Source organism: Alicyclobacillus acidiphilus NBRC 100859 (assembly GCF_001544355.1).
Classification (GTDB): Bacteria; Bacillota; Bacilli; order Alicyclobacillales; family Alicyclobacillaceae; genus Alicyclobacillus; species Alicyclobacillus acidiphilus.
Genome location: NZ_BCQI01000030.1, coordinates 1 through 17,838 on the forward strand (window position 1 = coordinate 1; position 17,838 = coordinate 17,838).

General features: G+C 54.2%; 14 protein-coding genes. 12 read left to right on the forward strand and 2 right to left on the reverse strand.

The annotated features are described in order from the left end of the window. Both AAC01S_RS19725 and AAC01S_RS11465 read right to left on the reverse strand, forming a co-directional pair. Positions 1-384, reverse strand: a 384-nt coding sequence (locus tag AAC01S_RS19725) for a hypothetical protein (protein ID WP_217997831.1), incomplete at its 3' end; no start/stop codon positions are given. Between the two features lie 531 nt (positions 385-915). Then, on the reverse strand, positions 916-1,899 hold the full coding sequence (locus AAC01S_RS11465; protein WP_067622247.1) for an aldo/keto reductase: 984 nt from the start codon (positions 1,897-1,899) through the stop codon (positions 916-918). A gap of 334 nt (positions 1,900-2,233) precedes the next feature. On the opposite strand from AAC01S_RS11465, the gene AAC01S_RS11470 reads away from it, so the two are divergent. From AAC01S_RS11470 to AAC01S_RS11520, 12 genes are all read left to right on the forward strand, one after another. Further along, entirely contained in the window at positions 2,234-3,232 is a 999-nt protein-coding gene (locus AAC01S_RS11470; RefSeq protein WP_067622250.1) for a LacI family DNA-binding transcriptional regulator, read from the forward strand. Between the two features lie 122 nt (positions 3,233-3,354). Continuing rightward, the gene (locus AAC01S_RS11475; RefSeq protein ID WP_067622255.1) at positions 3,355-5,067 is read left to right on the forward strand and encodes an ABC transporter substrate-binding protein; all 1,713 of its coding nucleotides are present in this window, start codon (positions 3,355-3,357) and stop codon (positions 5,065-5,067) included. 58 nt (positions 5,068-5,125) lie between these two features. Continuing rightward, complete coding sequence (locus tag AAC01S_RS11480) at positions 5,126-6,121, forward strand: ABC transporter permease (protein WP_067622258.1); 996 nt, start codon at positions 5,126-5,128, stop codon at positions 6,119-6,121. Next, positions 6,118-7,047: an ABC transporter permease gene (locus AAC01S_RS11485; protein WP_067622261.1), complete on the forward strand. Its 930-nt coding sequence runs from the start codon at positions 6,118-6,120 to the stop codon at positions 7,045-7,047. Before AAC01S_RS11480 ends, AAC01S_RS11485 begins: the two co-directional genes overlap by 4 nt. 4 nt (positions 7,048-7,051) lie before the next feature. Next, a complete protein-coding gene (locus AAC01S_RS19730; protein ID WP_157071148.1) occupies positions 7,052-8,020 on the forward strand; it encodes an ABC transporter ATP-binding protein in 969 nt (322 codons plus the stop codon). Next, positions 8,017-9,039, forward strand: a complete 1,023-nt coding sequence (locus tag AAC01S_RS19735; RefSeq protein ID WP_169794039.1) for an ABC transporter ATP-binding protein — start codon at positions 8,017-8,019, stop codon at positions 9,037-9,039. The genes AAC01S_RS19730 and AAC01S_RS19735 overlap by 4 nt, the downstream gene beginning before the upstream one ends. A gap of 18 nt (positions 9,040-9,057) precedes the next feature. Next, on the forward strand, positions 9,058-11,397 hold the full coding sequence (locus AAC01S_RS11495; protein WP_067622264.1) for a beta-galactosidase: 2,340 nt from the start codon (positions 9,058-9,060) through the stop codon (positions 11,395-11,397). Positions 11,398-12,008: 611 nt separating this feature from the next. Continuing rightward, a complete protein-coding gene (locus tag AAC01S_RS11500; protein WP_067622267.1) occupies positions 12,009-13,823 on the forward strand; it encodes an ABC transporter substrate-binding protein in 1,815 nt (604 codons plus the stop codon). A gap of 90 nt (positions 13,824-13,913) precedes the next feature. Then, on the forward strand, positions 13,914-14,906 hold the full coding sequence (locus tag AAC01S_RS11505) for an ABC transporter permease (protein WP_067622270.1): 993 nt from the start codon (positions 13,914-13,916) through the stop codon (positions 14,904-14,906). 6 nt (positions 14,907-14,912) lie between these two features. Continuing rightward, positions 14,913-15,824, forward strand: coding sequence for an ABC transporter permease (locus AAC01S_RS11510; RefSeq protein ID WP_067622273.1), 912 nt, complete (start codon positions 14,913-14,915; stop codon positions 15,822-15,824). 3 nt (positions 15,825-15,827) lie between these two features. Further along, the gene (locus AAC01S_RS11515) at positions 15,828-16,829 is read left to right on the forward strand and encodes an ABC transporter ATP-binding protein (RefSeq protein WP_217997832.1); all 1,002 of its coding nucleotides are present in this window, start codon (positions 15,828-15,830) and stop codon (positions 16,827-16,829) included. Further along, positions 16,822-17,823, forward strand: coding sequence for an ABC transporter ATP-binding protein (locus AAC01S_RS11520; RefSeq protein WP_067622310.1), 1,002 nt, complete (start codon positions 16,822-16,824; stop codon positions 17,821-17,823). Before AAC01S_RS11515 ends, AAC01S_RS11520 begins: the two co-directional genes overlap by 8 nt. Positions 17,824-17,838: the final 15 nt, after the last annotated feature.

Below are 17,838 nucleotides of genomic sequence, written 5' to 3' on the forward strand. Positions count from 1 at the left end.
AACTAAAATCATCAGCCCATATACCCATCTGGCTTTGTAGCCTTGACGCTTCAACCCAGTCCACAGTACGCACACGAATCCAATCAAAGTGCTGCCGTATACGAGGGTCTTTAGGATGGAGAAACCTATGTCTGCGCTCGGACTCCCGAAGTAATATCCATCTGGAACGGGCTGAAGTACGGGATAGATGCTGTTTCTGAATAGAAGGGACGCGATGAAAAATCCGATTCCAACCCACCATAACCAACGAAACCATTGCGGGTTGCGCAATTTGAATGTCACGATGAATGCGTGGATGATGGCGAGTTGGGATATGAACACGAGCGGTAGTGCGACGCTGTATATGAGACGGGCTTGGACTCCGTTGTGCACATTCATAAACACACTTTGGGTAACCCAGGTCGCCGCAAGCAACAAGGTTGCTAGGGAATAGGATTTGGCGAAAGATCTTAGATAGCTGTCTCTATATATTAGGAGAAACAGCGATACGACAACCGCGACGCAGGCCATCGTCCAGAGCGGTAAGGTGCTTAGTTTAATCTCCAGTATACACACACCCATACATAAGGTTTCTTTTCAGCACAAATAGGGACGTTAGGATTGTACCACGCAATCAGGATGAAAAATACAGACAAGACTCCTCCCAATTGGTATTCTTGTCCATGAGATATCGGGAGCGGCGTCATCAAGGCGTGCATAAACTCGATTTGCGGATGACATCCTAGTCCTCGTAAGGAGGAGATGTGTAATGGTGACTCCTTTGTAGGAATGTCTCAGAACCATCACTGACTTACAGAGAAAGACCGCCTCGGCGGTCTTTCTGCATGTTTGGTGACGATCCGGTGGTCACTGTGTGATCGGATAGTGTGATCGAATATTTTGGACGATCTCGTCCGACCTCAGTTCTTTCGTTTTTCAGTAAGGGCCTCGAATATGGTCTTTGACCTTGGTTTCGTAAAATTTCCGCAGACGAGCGTGTTCCTCGGGTGAAAATGGAGGAACGTCCAACGTCGCGAGGTTGTCCTCGACTTGGGCGACCGTTTTGAATCCTGGGATGATGCATGAGATCGCGTCAAAATCGAGAATCCAGCGCATCGCCGCGCGCGCCATGGTGCCGCGTCCCTCCGCGATGAATCGCAGTTCGTTCGCCAGACGGACGCCTGTCTCGAAGGGGAGGCCAGCAAAAGTTTCGCCGACGTTGAAAGCTGCGCCGTCGCGGTTGAAATTGCGGTGATCATCTTCGGGAAACTTGTGCGAAGGCTCAAACTTCCCGGTCAACAGCCCGCTCGCCAGGGGCAATCTGGCGAGAATGCCGACGTCTTTGGCCCTTGTGTGCGGGAACAGTTCCGTCAAAGGCTTTTGGCGGAAGATGTTGAATATGACTTGCAGCGCTTCGACGCCTGGGTATTGGATGGCGGTTAGCCCTTCTTCAACCGTTTCCACACTGACACCGTAGTGCTGGATTTTACCTGCTTGCTTCAAATCATCAAGAACTTGGAACACGTCGCCCGCTTTCAAAATATCGTGCGGGGGGCAGTGGATTTGATAGAGATCGATGGTCTCCCGATTCAGACGCTTTAGGCTCGCATCGACATAGTTCTGGACACTCTCTTTGGAGTATGTGGCGGGATCGTGTATATCTCCTTGGCGGCAGAACTTCGTCGCAATATGGATGGTGTCGTGCAGGCCTTTGGTCGCTTTGGCGAGCAGTTCCTCTGAACGTCCATCTCCATACACATCTGCCGTATCGAAGAAATTGACACCGGAATCGATAGCCCGCTGCAGGCCCTTCAAGGCTTCCTGCTCATCGACGCGGCCCCAGGCGCTCCCGATGGCCCACGTCCCGAAACTGATCTCGCTGACTTGCAAGCCGGTTCTTCCGAGTGGACGGTACTTCACAAATATACCTCCGTTCTGGATTTCCTAGTTGGTTATCTGGTTCTATTCTAGCAAAATGACTGCATGGGGATGGGGGGAAGAGCGTGATCGAACATTGCAGCTTCGTCCTGATCGAACATCTTCGTCTCGCGCCATCCAACGAGAGCCAACAAAAAAGATTCTCTCATTTCTCCGTGAATTTGTTGACAACGCTTTCGCAAGTGTTTATTCTACGGATCGAAACGTTTCGATGTGTGTGCAGAATGTTTTTCTGAAGTATGGGGATAGACTAGTCTGCGAATACGTCTTTCTCCGCAACCTAAAGTGATAAGCACAGAAAGGGGGCGATGTGCGAATGGCGACGATAAAAGACGTGGCGAACGCAGCGAACGTTGCGGTGTCGACCGTCTCTTTGGCTCTGAGGGGCGATCCGCGAGTTAGGGAATCTACACGTCGACGAATTTTGGAGATTGCTCAGGAACTGCAGTACCGGCCGAATGGTGCAGCGCGCGACCTGAAAACGCGTCGAACGGAAACCATTTGTGTGATTCTTCATGATTTGGGTGGACCATTTTACTCAGAGTTACTGTTGGGAATTCAAGATGTCGCCACCGCGAATGACTACAATACTATCGCCAGCGCTTCCATTGGTGGAAAGAACGGATCGGCCGTACGGTGGCTCTTGGAACGCCGAGTGGATGGTGTCATTGTATTGGCTCCCGAGATCGACAACGAGACCATTATACGTGCCGCTGGACCGGATTTGCCGGTCATCGTCCTGGATCGGGATTTGGTGGCGAAACATGTCTACAGCGTTCGAGTGGACAATGAACAGGGTGGTTACAAAGCTACACGGCACCTATTGGAAGCTGGGTATCGTGACATCATTTTTGTAAGTGGTCCTGCGGATACGCTTGATTCTGAACTGCGCTATCGCGGATATGAGATGGCTATGGACGAATTTTCCGCGAAGAAATCGAAACGATTCGATTACATGGGGAAATTCACCGAAGAAGGTGGCTACACCGTCGGTAAGGTGATTGCTTCGCAGGGCACACTTCCTGAAGCGGTGTTTGCGGCGAATGACGAGATGGCGATTGGACTTATGCGGGCGTTTGGGGAAAAAGGCATTCAGATTCCGAGAGACGTAGCCATTGTCGGATTTGACAATATTCGCATTTCTGAGTACGTGCGTCCGGCTTTGACCACAGTCCGTCAACCGATGTACGACATGGGTTCGGTTGCTGCGCAGATGTTGTTCGCTGCGCTTGCTGGCAGTTCGGATTTAAATCCAGTCACCTTGCCAGCTGAATTGATTGTTCGGCAATCCTCGGTACGGGGCATGTACGTTTGACGTTCGGTTAGGGGCCTGGTTTCGCATTTTTCGATCTCGATTCTATCTCGTCCAATTCCGAAACGAAGCGTCATGGCATTCCCTGAGGGAAAGCGTATTCACAACGACAGGGGGTAACTGCATTGGCAAAAAATACAAAGCTTGTCGTTTCCATGGTTGTTGCACTTGGGCTGGCCGGAACGACATTGGCTGGATGCGGCACCGTTCCAATGAACAACACCGCTGGTAACACACATGCTTCAGGGGCTTCGAACGCAGCGGAGACTGGAGCGGCATCGGTAAGCAACTCAAGCTTAACCATTGGCGTGGACAACGGATCGCCGACCTTTACCGATAATTTCAATCCGTATGCTCCGTCGACACGCACGGGGACCAACTATATTTACGAACCGTTGTTCTTCGTGAACAACATCAATGGCAAGGTGACTCCCTGGCTTGCAACGGCTTATAAGTGGGAGAACAACAAGAAACTCGTCGTCACCATCCGCAATGGAGTTAAATGGAACGACGGGAAGCCATTCTCGGCGAAAGACGTCGCTTTCACATTTCAATACCTGAAAAAGAACCCTTCTCTTGACAGCCAAGGGTTGTGGCAGGTGCTTCAGAGCGTGACGGCGAGTGGAAACAAAGTCACCTTTACCATGAAGACCCCTGACGTCCCGGTGTTCTATCAAATTGCTAGTACGCTTATCATTCCGCAGCACGTTTGGGCAACGATCTCCAATCCGGCGAAGGCCGTGATGAAAAATCCGGTGGGTACTGGACCCTACGTGGTTGGAAGCTTCACGCCGTATCAATACACGTTGACGAAGAATCCGAAGTACTGGCAAGCGAACAAGGTGCAAGTCGACACGTTGAATTTCCCGGTGCTTGGGAACAATCAGACGGCCACTCTGAAATTGGCTTCCGGACAATGGGACTGGGCAACGTTGTTCCTGCCGGACATTCAAAAGACCTACGTGTCGAGGGATCCGTCCACCAACAAATACTGGTTCCCGGCAGGCGGCATCATTTCCCTGGCGTTGAATTTGACGAAACAGCCGTTCAACGATCCGCAGTTTAGAAAAGCGCTTGCGTACGCGATCGACAAGCAGCAGATTGCGAATCAGGCTGAGGACGGCTACGTGGATGTCGCAAGTCAAGCGGGCTTGATTCTGCCAGGTCAGAGCCAGTGGCTCGATGCTTCTTTGCCAAACAAGGGAATCTATCCATTGAACATCCAGAAGGCCAAACAGATTTTGAAGAGCGCTGGCTACAAGACGAACAGCCAGGGTCAACTGCTCGACAAATCTGGCAAACCTATCACGTTTAGCGTGGAAGTGCCCACAGGCTGGTCGGATTGGATTCAAGCTGCGCAAATCATCCAATCGAGCCTCAAGAAGATCGGCATCACTGTGAATGTGTCGACACCACAGTATGCTGCCTACAGTGAAAACTTGGCGAGCGGACAGTTTGACGGCGCGCTTCTCTCGTTCGGCGGCACGGCCAGTCCGTACACGTCTTTCCAGACGCTCTTGAACAGTTCGTTCGCGACTCCGGTTGGCCAATCGACGACAGCAAACCAGGAGCGCTTCAAGGACAAGGCTGTAGATCAGGCTCTCCAAAGCTGGGAGCAGTCGACGAGCACGGCTCAGCAGAAGAAGTCGGCAAGCGAGATCGAGAACACGATGTACAACGAACTTCCTGTGATCGACTTGTTCTATGGCGCAACGTGGAGCGAGTTTAGCACGAAGAATTTCACTGGCTGGCCGAGTGCCAAGAACCCATACGCGCTTCCTTCGCCTTATGGGCAGCCGCCTCTGATGATCTTGACTCATCTCAAACGCAACTCGTGATTTTCAACCTGCCTCTCCGTTGTGAAACGGAGAGGCCTTTGCTAAAGGGGTGCAGACCATGCGGTACTTTCTCCGCAAAATCGGGTTCCTATTGCTTACCGTGTGGGTCGCCGTGACATTGAACTTTGTCCTCCCGCGCTTGATGCCAGGCAATCCAGCGCAAGCGATGATGGCCAAGTTTGCTCAGCAAGGACCGGTCAGCCCAAGTCAGGAAAAGGCGCTCGAACTCATGCTGGGATTGCCCACCGGTTCGCTGTGGAGTCAGTATTGGAGTTACCTGGGAAATATCGTCCATTTTAATTTCGGGACATCGTATTCGTACTTTCCTGAGTCCGTGTCGAATGTGATTTTGACCGCTTTGCCATGGACGTTGATCCTGGTCGGTATCGTGACGATCTTACAGTTTGTCGTCGGCACGCTTTGCGGTGTGTACGCAGCTTGGAACCGCGGCAAAAAATTCGACTCAACAGCCTCTGTGATGCTGTCGTTCACCGCGGCATTTCCGTACTTTTGGCTGGCGCTTGCGCTGATCTACTTTCTGGCCTATTTGGCCAAGTGGTTTCCGATTTCAGGCGGCTATTCCGGTTCACTTCATCCGGCGTTCCAATGGTCGTTTATCGCAAGCGCAGTCTATCATAGCATCCTCCCCGCGATCACGATATTCGCAACGGGTATTGGCGGATCGCTCCTGGGCATGCGGAACAACATGATCAACACGCTGGGCGAGGATTATATCCTGCTGGCGAAGGCCGAGGGACTCAAGAACCGGGTGGTTGCCCTGCGGTACGCCGCTCGGAACGCTCTCTTACCGATTGTGACGAACTTTGCGATGTCTCTCGGTCTTGTGGTCGGTGGGTCGCTGCTGATGGAAACGGTCTTCGCTTACCCGGGTATGGGGTATCTGCTGTCGACCGCGGTGAGCAACCAGGACTACCCTTTGCTCCAGGCGTTGTTTTTGTGCATTACCGTCAGCGTACTTGTCGCGAACTTCATCGCCGACTTGATCTCAGGATTGCTTGATCCGCGCTTGCGAAGGGGGGCAACGACATCATGAAGCTAGACTCCTTAAACAGCGAGTCATTCGTCAACGGCGCCAGTACAACGACCGGACTGTCTTCTGCCAAAGCCGAAGAGGCGAAGCAGGCAGGCGCTTTTCGCATCGTGTGGTCCAATCGCAAGGCAAGGTTCGGCATCATTGTACTCGCGATTTTCGTATTCATTGCGATCTTTGGACCGTGGCTTGCTCCGTATTCGATAAGCGATACCCACTTTCCCACGTCGATGGGTCCGTCGGCCGCGCATTGGCTGGGCACCACGCAGACGGGACAGGACGTCCTGACGCAGTTGTTGTGCGGCGCCCGCGTTTCCATGTTCGTTGGCTTTTTGTCTGGGGCCATCGTCATCGCGATCGCGTTGACCATCGGCTTCGTTGCAGGCTACTTCGGAGGATGGGTAGACGACGTGTTGTCGATGCTCATGAACGTGATGCTGGTGCTGCCAGGACTGCCGCTGATGATTTTGATTGCTTCGTACATTCCGAGTCACGGCATCTGGGAAATTATTTTGGTCATGTCGCTCACGGGCTGGGCATTTGGCGGCCGTACCTTGCGGGCGCAGATGCTCACCTTGAGCCGCCGTGATTATGTGATCGCAGCCCGCTTTGCTGGCGAGTCACCCTTGCGTATCATCTTTCGCGAGATTCTTCCGAACTCGTTGTCGTACATTATCGCCAACTTCTTTGGCGCCGTCACAGGCGCAATCCTTGCGGAGGCTGGCCTGGAGTTCCTGGGTCTCGGGAATCCCAGCATCACCAGTTGGGGGACGATGATTTATTGGGCTCAAAACGGCGATGCCTTGCTGGAAGGTCAATGGGCTTGGGTATTGGCGCCAGGATTATGTATTGCGCTCGTCGCTTCATCGCTGACTTTCATTAACTTCGGAATCGACGCCGTGGCTAACCCTCGTTTGCAGGAGGATTGATGTAATGCTTGAAGTCAAGGATCTCCGGGTCACCTATACATCGAAACGCGGACCGGGGGTTACCGCGGTGCGCGACGTGAGTTTTGATATTCCCGACAACACGTTCGTGGGTCTCGTCGGCGAATCCGGTTGTGGGAAGTCGACACTCGGCTTCGCGCTGTCTCGTCTGCTCGATCCCGCGCGAAATGAGATTCACGGCTCCGTCGTCTTGGACGGGCAGGATCTCTACAAACTTTCGGACGAGGCCTTGCGCAAGCTGAGATGGAGCAAACTGTCGCTGGTGCTCCAAGGTGGCATGAACGCCTTTAATCCTGTGTTGAAAATCAAAAACCAGTTTATGGACGTGATGCGCGAGCACAGCGATATGACGAAGGCGCAAATGCTAGATCGCATTTCGGAGTTGCTGAAGGCTGTGAACCTCAATCCATCCGTGATGGAGGCTTATCCGCATGAACTGTCTGGCGGCATGAAGCAACGCGCGGCCATCGCGCTGGCGCTCGTGTTGCAGCCGAGGTTGGTCATCCTGGACGAACCGACCACCGCGCTCGACGTCGTCGTGCAACGGTCCATTGTCACGATGCTGAGCGCGTTGCAACGGCAATTGGGATTTTCCGTACTCTTTGTCAGCCACGACTTGGGGCTTGTATTGGAATTCGCTGATCGGGTGATGGTCATGTACGCCGGGCAAATCGTGGAAGACAAGCCCGCCGATATGTTGATTGAAACGGCTGAACACCCGTATACCAAGGCATTGCTGAAATGTTATGCCGATCCCGGCGCAGAAACCGTGACGTTGTCCGGCATACCAGGCTCTCCGCCGGATTTGGGCGCCGCAATTCAAGGCTGCCCCTTCGCTCCGCGGTGTGCCAACGCATTTGCGGATTGCCGTTCGATCCCGCCGGCGCCAGTGGATCGCGGGGCCGGGAGAGTAGCTTGTCATTTGTATCGAGCGGAGGAGGTGGCGAGATCATGAGTCTGGACTATCGAGATCAAGCGCGGACGCTATCAAACGACTGGGTTCTCGAACTCAACAACGTTGGGAAAATCTATGGAAAGAAGGGCAACGTGACCGTCGCCGCCCACAAGGTGAACTTTACGGTCGAGCCGGGGAAAATCGTGGCTTTGGTCGGGGAAAGCGGAAGTGGCAAGAGCACTTTGGCGAGGCTGATCACGGGTGTCGAACGCCCGACGGAAGGTTCGGTTCGATTTGGCCAATGGCAGGTCGATTCATTGAGCGGAAGAGATCTCCGTTTATACCGAAGACACGTCCAGATGGTATTCCAGGATCCGTTCTCATCGCTCAATCCGCAAAATACCGTGCTGTACACGATTGTCCGGCCATTGCGCCGACATCTGGGGATGAGTGAGTCACAGGCGATCGATGCGGCAAAGAGCATCATGGAGACCGTGCGACTGACGCCGGTGGAACACTTCATGCACCGCAAACCCCACCAATTGTCTGGCGGTCAAAGGCAGAGACTCGTCATTGCGCGAGCTATCGCCTGCGAGCCGAAACTGGTTGTCGCCGATGAACCTGTATCGATGCTCGACGTATCCATACGGGCTGATATTCTCCATTTAATTGATGAAATCCGTCATACCCGAAATACGTCGTTCGTCTACATCACGCACGACATGGTCAGTGCGCGGGCGTTGTCGGACGAGGTGATTGTGCTTTATCGAGGTCATGTCGTAGAGCAAGGTGCGGCGGATGAAGTTGTTCGTCATCCTGCCCATCCGTACACCCAATTGCTCTTCTCGTCGGTTCCTCGGCCATTCAGGTCGCGCGGGCACAACTCGAGGAGCGTGGAGCCAAGCGCCGCCAGCCGTGACAGTTCATTGGCATCGCAGGTCAGCACCGGAGGCTGTCCGTTCGCGCCGCGATGTCCGTATGTGATCGACGACTGTCGATCGACGGCGCCTGCGCTGGTTGGGCTGCCATCGCATCGCCACGCCTGCTTGAATTCGCCAAACCCGACGCACGATGCGTAATAGCTAGGAGGACATCTTGTGGTTTCATATCAGAACAAACACTTTCGAATCAGAGACAAAGACGTGTTTTTGTACGGGGCGGAGTGTCACTATTTTCGGTTGGACCCAAGTGAATGGGCGGATCGACTGCACAAAATGAAAGAAGCGGGTTTCAATCTTGTCAGTACCTACGTACCTTGGATCTGGCACGAGCCCACGGAGGGCGAGATCGATCTCGAGGGTAAAACGCATCCGCGACGCAATCTGGCGGCGTTTCTCGATCTTTGCCAGTCGCTGGATCTGTACTGCATCGTTCGGCCTGGCCCCTACGTGATGTCCGAACTGAAAAACGAAGGCATTCCCGAATGGCTCTTAGCGACCTATCCCGAGGTCATCGCGCGAGACCGATACGGGAACCTGCATCCTACGCGCGTTGTTTCGTATCTTCACCCAACGTATTTGAGATTGGCGCAAACCTGGTATGAACACGTTTGTTCGTGTGTTTCGCCTCGTCTGATTACCCGAGGTGGAAACGTGATCATGTTTCAATTGGACAATGAGATTGGCATGCTGCATTGGGTGACCAATACGGCGGACCATAACACGTCCGCGCTTGCACGCTACGAGAGTTTTAAAGCGGATCGAGGAATACAAGATGACGCAACACGTTCGACGGCGGACGAACATTGGCGGCAAGTCGAATTTCGCCGCCGTGAGTGGGCTGAATATGTCCGGGTGCTCAAATCTCTTGCAGAACGCAACGGAATCGACGTTCCATTTATTGTGAACGTGCATGGTTTCAAAGATTTCTCCGTGTACAGTCGCGGTGTGGATTATCCAATTGGGCTGTCGCAGTTGAAGTCGACGGGCGAGATCGACGATGTCATTATCGCCGGCGATTTCTATCCGGGGAAGATAGGCTATGATAACTTTCACGATCTGATTTTGAGTTCAGCTTTGACGGAATCGATTAGTCCAGCAGGTCAACCGCTCTTTTCCGCAGAGTTTCAATCGGGGCGCCTCGCGGATCGACCGCGCATTTATCCGAGCGACGTCGATTTGATCACGCGCCTGTGTGTCGCGAGCGGTATGAATGCTTTGAATTACTACATGTTTTGCGGCGGCGACAATGTCGAAGGGATCGGCCTGTTTGGACGTCGGCACGAATGGCAGGCTCCAATCGCTTCGAACGGCGAATTGCGTCCGTCGTATGACGTCACCAAGCATTTGGGACGATTGTACACGACGCTCGGCAGCCTGCTCTGTGGCGCGCCGAGATCGGTGGATACCCATATCGGCTTCTATTCGCCCTATTACGCAACTGAAGTGGCAGACAGGAACGATCCGCAGGTGAATCAGATCGTTTCGCACATCGAACACCAACGAGAGCAGTATCATTTCGATGGGGTGTGGAGACTGTTGGCTGCCGCGAATATTTCGTTTGACGCCATCGACGTTCAAAAGGACATTGATGTCGACGCTGCGCCGACGCTTTGGATGTGCACGACAAAGTACATGGACAGGCACACGCAACAGAGACTCGCCGATTATGTGGAACAAGGCGGGAAACTGGTCATTGGCCCCGAGCTCCCTGCTTACGATTTATCTGGACGGCCGTGTGATGTGTTGGCAAACGTCTTGGGGACGAGTGTCCAGGATGAACGCTATGGGTTTCAGCGCGTCACCATTGGCGGTATTGATTCTGTCTTCTGTCGTCAATACTCGGTTCTGGAACTGCCTGACGATGCAGAAATCACCGCGTTCACGGAGGCTGGAGCGCACGAGCCGCTCGGTTTCACTCGCGCCATTGGCCGAGGGCAGGTTCTCGTGCTTGGGGCGGCGTTGACACACGAATATCAGTACCAAATTGACGTCATCCGAAAACTGGCCAGTTACGTCGGTATTGAACCGGTGCTTCGCCTCTCCAATGACAATCTGGTCGCGACGGAGCGCTTGAGCGATCAAGGGAAGCTCATCTCCGTGATCAATGTGGACGACGTCGCGCATGAGACGTACGTGACTCGTTACGGCACCGACGTATTTGACGGCCAGTCCGTTTGCGTTGCGCCTCGGACAGGGAAACTGCTTCCTGTTGATTGGGAACTCGCGCACGGCGTCAAATTGAAGTACAGCACGGTCGAAGTGACGGGGCTGGAAGCCACAGAAAGCGGAGTGCGCTTACGCGTCTCAATACCAGCTCGAGATGCCGCAGTGTTGGCGTTTGCCACGGAAGCTAAGCTGCAAGTTCACTCGGATGAAATGCTGGATGCGGTAGATGACGTTCTGCATGGATACACCATACGCTATCGCTCTATGGAAGAACCGCGCGAGGTGCAGATTGAGCTGGTGAAATCCGCGGAACGTGCCGGATCGAGGTAACAGGCACGAGTGGTGTTTGCAACGGCACATGAGCATGGGAGAGTCACTTGGACTTTCTGTTTATTCATCTGCGGAGCGCTTGATCCCAATAGAGGCCACGGCCATTCGACCGCGGCCCTCTGTGGCAGGAAGCGACATTGGACGTCTGAGGCACTATCGGCCAACTTCGCGTTTTGAGTTGAGAATGTAGTGATTGATCCAATTCCATAACGCGCCGCAATGTGGTAGGGTTATCATGACTGTCGTGAAACCCCTTACATGAAAATGTGGAAGCCACTATCGGAGATGGTGGTTATTCTGACATGGATCGATCCGTTTCGGCAATTGGGTATCCTTCGATGTTAATTTTCGTGTAAAAAAATGTATGACACAATCATGAAAGGTTTTGGGGTCGCCCTCATCGAATGTATATTTTCAACCAATGCTATTGACTATCTACCCCCAATCCACAGTAAAAAGACTGCCAAATGGGGCTTTCTCCCTTCTCCTCTCCTCTAATCTTGCATCTTTCTGAAATTTAGTTTCGTAGTATTTACACCAAAAATGAAACATGATAACATTCAGTCAATAAGCGCAGCTTACGTCTCACGTACGGATTAGGGGGAGAAAAGTTGACAAAGAGGAATCGAATTCTTGCGTTTCTAGCAGCTCTCAGTTCGATCTCAGCACTAGGCATACCGTCCGCCGCCACGACATTTGCAGCTACGAGCAACACGTTCACGACCATCAACGGAGACCACCCGATTACAGCAGGGGCGCCAATGAATCCGTTCAATGCCACGCCCAACACGTTCATGGGCTATGACGAGATGCAATTGGCTTGGTTTACTAACTCGGCGAACAACGAAAATGATTTCATCCCTGGACTGGCGAAGAGTTGGGTACAAAACAAGGCTGGGACTTCGGTTACGGTGACGCTTCAACCTGGGGCGAAATGGTCCAACGGACAGCCTGTCACGGCGCAGGATGTTGTGACATCGATGGCGATCGCGTTCACGCAAGGCGACGCCCAAGCATTCTTCCTAGGTTCCGTAAAAGCGCTTTCATCGAACAAGGTCCAGTTCAACCAGCTTCCTGGGCAGCATTACAACTTGTTCATGCACGCCTTGTTGCAGTCGGTCATCGTGCCAACATCGGTCTATGGATCGCAGTTGCCAAAGAACATCTGGCAATTGATTGACACGTCGCAGTACGCGGGTTCGAACAAGGCGAAGGCAGCCGCGGCGGCCAAGGCGGAGACGCAATTGACGAACCTCGGCAAAAAAATTGCGGCGTTTGCGCCGCCGACCGACGTTTCGGCAGGGCCGTTCGTGATCAAAAACCTCAATCCCGGCGAAGCGTATCTCACGAAGAACCCGTACTTCTATGCCGCGCAAAACGTGCACGTCGACAACGTCATCTTCCGCAACTACACGGGCAACCAACAAATCTGGAACTATCTGATTTCCGGCCAGTTGGATCAGGCGCCGTTTACATCGATGCCAACGAACATTCTGCAACAGGTGTTGCACGTGAAGACCAACAAGGAGCTTTCGACGCCGTCGTTCGTGGGTGCAGCGTTGGCATTCAATCAAAGCGCATATCCGTACAATCTGTTGGCTGTTCGGCAGGCCTTGGCGCACATCATCAACCGTCAAGACGTTCAGAAGGTCGGCGAACCGGTTTCCGGATCGGTCTCTGAGTACTCGGATGGCATGATTGATGCGGCTACCAAGACCTGGTTGACAAAGTCGCAGATCAATTCTTTGGACAAGTACTCATACAACGTCGCGCTGGCGACGAAAGAGCTTGAGGCTGCCGGCTTCAAGAAGCAGAACGGCCAATGGATCATGCCAAACGGCAAACCGTGGACCGCGACAATTTACACGGTCAACGGTTTCAGCGACTGGATTGAGGCTTCCAAAGTCATCGCCAGTGAAATGACCAGCTTTGGCATCCCGACACAACCCAGCATCGTGAGCAGTTATTCGGAATATCTGCAACAACTGGCGGCTGGCAAGTATCCGATTGGCTTCTGGCTGAACGCTTTAGGACCTTCGGCGTACGGCACATTCCAACGAATCTTCGGATCGCCGGACGGTTACAACGTGGTTGGTGGCAAGCTTCAATACTCGCCTGCGAGCGACAAGAGCGGTGGAAACTGGCTCGACATCTCGAAAGAGATCAAGCTTCTCAACGGCAAGGTGATCAATCCTGGTCAGTTGACGTACGCCTTGAACAATATGAACGCAGCCCAGCAGAAGACGGCCGTCGCCGAACTGGCTGAAGCGGCGAACGTGGATTTGCCGATGATCACGCTGTGGAACTACACGAACGTGCAGTTCGTGAACACGGCACGGTTTACCGATTTCCCGACGCAAACGGGTGTCTTGGACAATCCGGCTGGTGTCTGGATGGCGTTGGGCTATGTGAAGCCTGTGAAATAACGACAGCGTTGAACCTTGGATCGGGGTCAGACCGAGTATGGCCTGCCCCCGATTGTCATTTCACGTTTTATCAAATGGGGTGTTGTCATCATGAAGACGGTGCTGGTGCGGCTGCTAAAACGTATCATCGGAGGCGTCATCATGATTCTTGTGGTGGCATCCTTTACGTTTTTCTTGGTCCGCATGATGCCGGGCAATCCGATTGAGGCGAAGTATGAACAACTGATCATGAGCGGCTACACGCCGGATCAGGCGATGAGCGCCGTGCGTGTGATGTATGGTTTTATTCCGAAGCAGCCACTGTTTCAGCAATTTGTCACGTATCTCTGGCAGATTCTGCACTTGAATCTCGGGCAGTCGATTTCCTATGAGGGCACGCCCGTGATGAAAATCATACTCGGTGCCGCGCCGTGGACCATCATCCTTGTCTTGACGGGTACGCTGGCGAGTTTTGTTGTCGGGGTCCTGGCAGGCGTGATCGCGGCGATCCGGCGCAATAAAGTCTCCGGCAATTTAATCACAGTCTCCGGTTCCTTGCTGCACGGCATTCCGCAGTTTGTCATGGGATTGTTTTTGGCGTACGTGTTCACGACCATTTGGGCCGTTTTTCCGTACGGCGCCCCGTACGACGCGTCCTTGACGCCTGGGTTCAACTGGCCGTATATCGGCTCTTTGGCGTGGCACGCCATCTTACCCGTCGCGACATACGCTCTGTCGAGTTACGGCGGTTGGCTGCTGACCATGAAGTCAAGTGTGATCAGCGTGCTCGGCGACGATTTCATTCTGGCTGCCGAGGTGCGAGGCATCAAACCGTCCATTCGCATGCGGTACATTGCGCAGAACGCGATGCTCCCCCTGTTCACCATCCTGGCCTTGTCCATCGGTTTCATGTTTGGCGGTTCCATCTTCATCGAGGATATCTTCGATTACCCCGGTCTTGGCAACATGCTGACCAACGCGATTTCGTACAAGGACTATCCGCTGATGAGCGGCGCATTTTTGCTGATTACCGTGGCGATCATCGCCGCCAACATCGCGACCGACTTTCTATACTCTATCGTCGATCCACGAATTCGGAGGTGACGCAGCTTGGTTGTTGCCCAAACGCAATTATCAAACGGACAGGCACGCAGACGACATCATCGGGAACCGTTTTTGCGCTTCGCCTTAAAGACGATTGTGAAGAAGCCTGGTCGACTGATTGGCTTCCTGATTATTGTCCTCTTTATCCTGATGGCGATCTTCGGCCCGATGCTGTATCCGAAGAACCTGCCCATCGATCCCAACGCGATTTACGCGCCAATCAGCTGGAAGTATCCACTGGGCACGGATTTTGAAGGGACGAGCAATCTTGCGCTGGTGATCACCGGTGCCCGCTACGTGTTGTTCGCGGCGGCCATGGGCGCTTTGTTTACGGTCGTGTTCGGCACCGTGCTCGGGCTGTTGTCCGGCTATTTCGCAGGGGCGACCGACTCCGTCATCATGCGGATCACCGACTTTATCCTGACGTTGCCATCGTTCCCGCTCTTGGTCGTGCTCTCGACGGTGTGGAACTTCGGCCAACCGGTGGCGATGGGCTTCGTCTTAGGCATCACGGGGTGGGGCGGCCTGGCTCGCGCGGTTCGCTCGCAAACCCTGACCCTTCGTGAACGAGGCTTCATTGAAGCTGCTCGTGGTCTCGGCTTGTCCTCTGGTCACATTCTGTTTCGGCAACTGATGCCGAACGTTGGATCGTATATCGCGATGAATCTGCTACTCGCGGTCACCGGGAGCATTTATGCGGAAGTTGGTTTGTTCTTCCTTGGCGTCGTGCCGTTTCACGTCAACAATTGGGGCGTGATGCTGAATTTGGCCGTGTTCTCCGGTGGCGCGATGTCCAGCCCGCAGGCTCTGCCATACTTGCTGTCGCCGATGCTGGCTTTGCTGATTTTGACGCTCGGTATCGTATTGTTCTTGGACGCTGTCGATGAAATGTTCAACCCTCGGTTGAGAGAGGTGTAGCGATTGAACGCGGAACTGCAGTTGATAGATGCGCAAACAGCCGTTCAGGTGCGCGGATTGAACGTCGTCTACGAGACGACTCAAGGCGATATCCCAGCTGTCCAGAACGTCAACCTGGACATTCGAAAGGGGCAGATCACCGGGATCATCGGCGAATCGGGATCGGGAAAATCCACGCTGGTGATGGCGATGATGAACGCCGTCGCGAAGCCGGGCCGCGTGGCATCGGGGTCCATAGAGGTGTCGGGCGTCGGCGACATGATGAAGCTGTCGACGGAGCAACAGCGGAGGGCGCGCAGCACGGAACTCGGCCTCGTCTTTCAGGCGGCGCAGAATTCGCTGAATCCGTTGCGGCGGATTGGCCACCAGGTGCTGGATCTCGGCCGTTCTCACGGCGTCAAGGACCTCCGCGCGCTTCTGCGAAAAGCAAAGGATCTTCTGGAGCGGCTGGGGCTCGACGCGGACCGCGTGCTGACCGCCTACCAACACGAATTGTCTGGCGGCATGCGCCAGCGGGTCGGCATCATGTTCGCGCTGGTACTTGACGCGAAAGTGGTCATTTTGGACGAGGCGACGACGGCGCTCGACATGCTGTCGCAGGCATCCGTGCTCCAGATTGTTCGAGAGTTGCACGAAGAACGCGGCTTGACGACCATTCTCATCACCCACGACATGGGTGTCGTCGGAGATCTCGCCGATCGCGTCGTCGTCATGTACGCTGGTTGCATCGTCGAAGAAGGTGTCACTCAGGAAGTTCTGACGAGTCCGAAACATCCGTATACGCGCGGCCTGATTCGCGCCATTCCGAGAATCAGCGGCGATATCGACAAGGCGGTGCCGCTGTCGGGATCGCCGCCCGACATGAACACATACAAGCAGCCTGGATGTTTGTTCGCGGATCGGTGTCCGTTGGCGGCGCCTGAGTGCCAACAGAGCCGCCCGCCGTTGTTGGAAGTGGAAACTGGGAGACATGTCGCATGCTTTCGGGTGAATGACCATGCTTGAAGTGAAAAACCTGAAACGGACGTTTACGACGAAGGACAATATGTTTGGACGCCGGGAGGTGAAGGCGGTCCGCGATGTCAGTTTTACGATTCCGGATGGAGGGGTTATCTCCTTCATTGGCGAATCAGGCTGTGGCAAGACGACGATTGGACGCATCGTGGCCGGACTGGAGACACCGACGGACGGCACCGTGCTCTTGGACGGGATCGACATCCACCGCGCGAATCCGAAAGAGCGGCGCGAACTGATGCGGCAAATTCAGTTGATTCAACAGGATCCGTATCAGGCTTTGAATCCGGCGCACACCATTGAGGAGGCCTTGGCGCAGCCGCTGCGGCTGATGGCGAAGCGGAAGGCGGGGGTGTCGAACGCGTGGATCCAGGATCGGATGGCCGAGGTCCTGAGCTTGGTGGGACTCGATCCTGCGGCGATTCTCTACAAGTATCCGCACATGCTTTCCGGCGGCCAGCGACAGCGCGTCGTCATTGCGCGCGCGCTCACCGTGGAGCCGAAGGTGCTGGTGGCGGACGAGGCGGTGTCGATGATCGACGTCTCGCTGCGGCTCGGCGTCTTGCATTTGCTGAGAAACCTGCGCGAGAAGCTGAACATCTCGGTCCTCTTCATCACGCACGATGTCGCCGCGTCGAGGTACTTGGGACGGGACGGCAAAGTCTTCGTGATTTACAAAGGGATGATTGTCGAGGAAGGCGCAACGGACACGGTCATCAACGGTCCGACACACCCGTACACGCAGGCGTTGCTGAGCGCCGTTCCTGTGCTGAAGGGACTGGAAGTGCCGGGATCGCAGCGGTTCTATGTGGAGAAGGAACTGAGCCAAGACGGCCTGTCCGAAGAGGGGTGCCTGTTTGCCAGCAGATGCCCGTTTGCCACGGCAGAGTGCAGACGGCAGCTTCCGCCGCTCGCGGGAGATTCGCACAAGAGTGCGTGTCTGTATCCATACGAGCGTCAGGTGACTGCGCGCATGCTGGATTGAGACGATTTGAAGGAG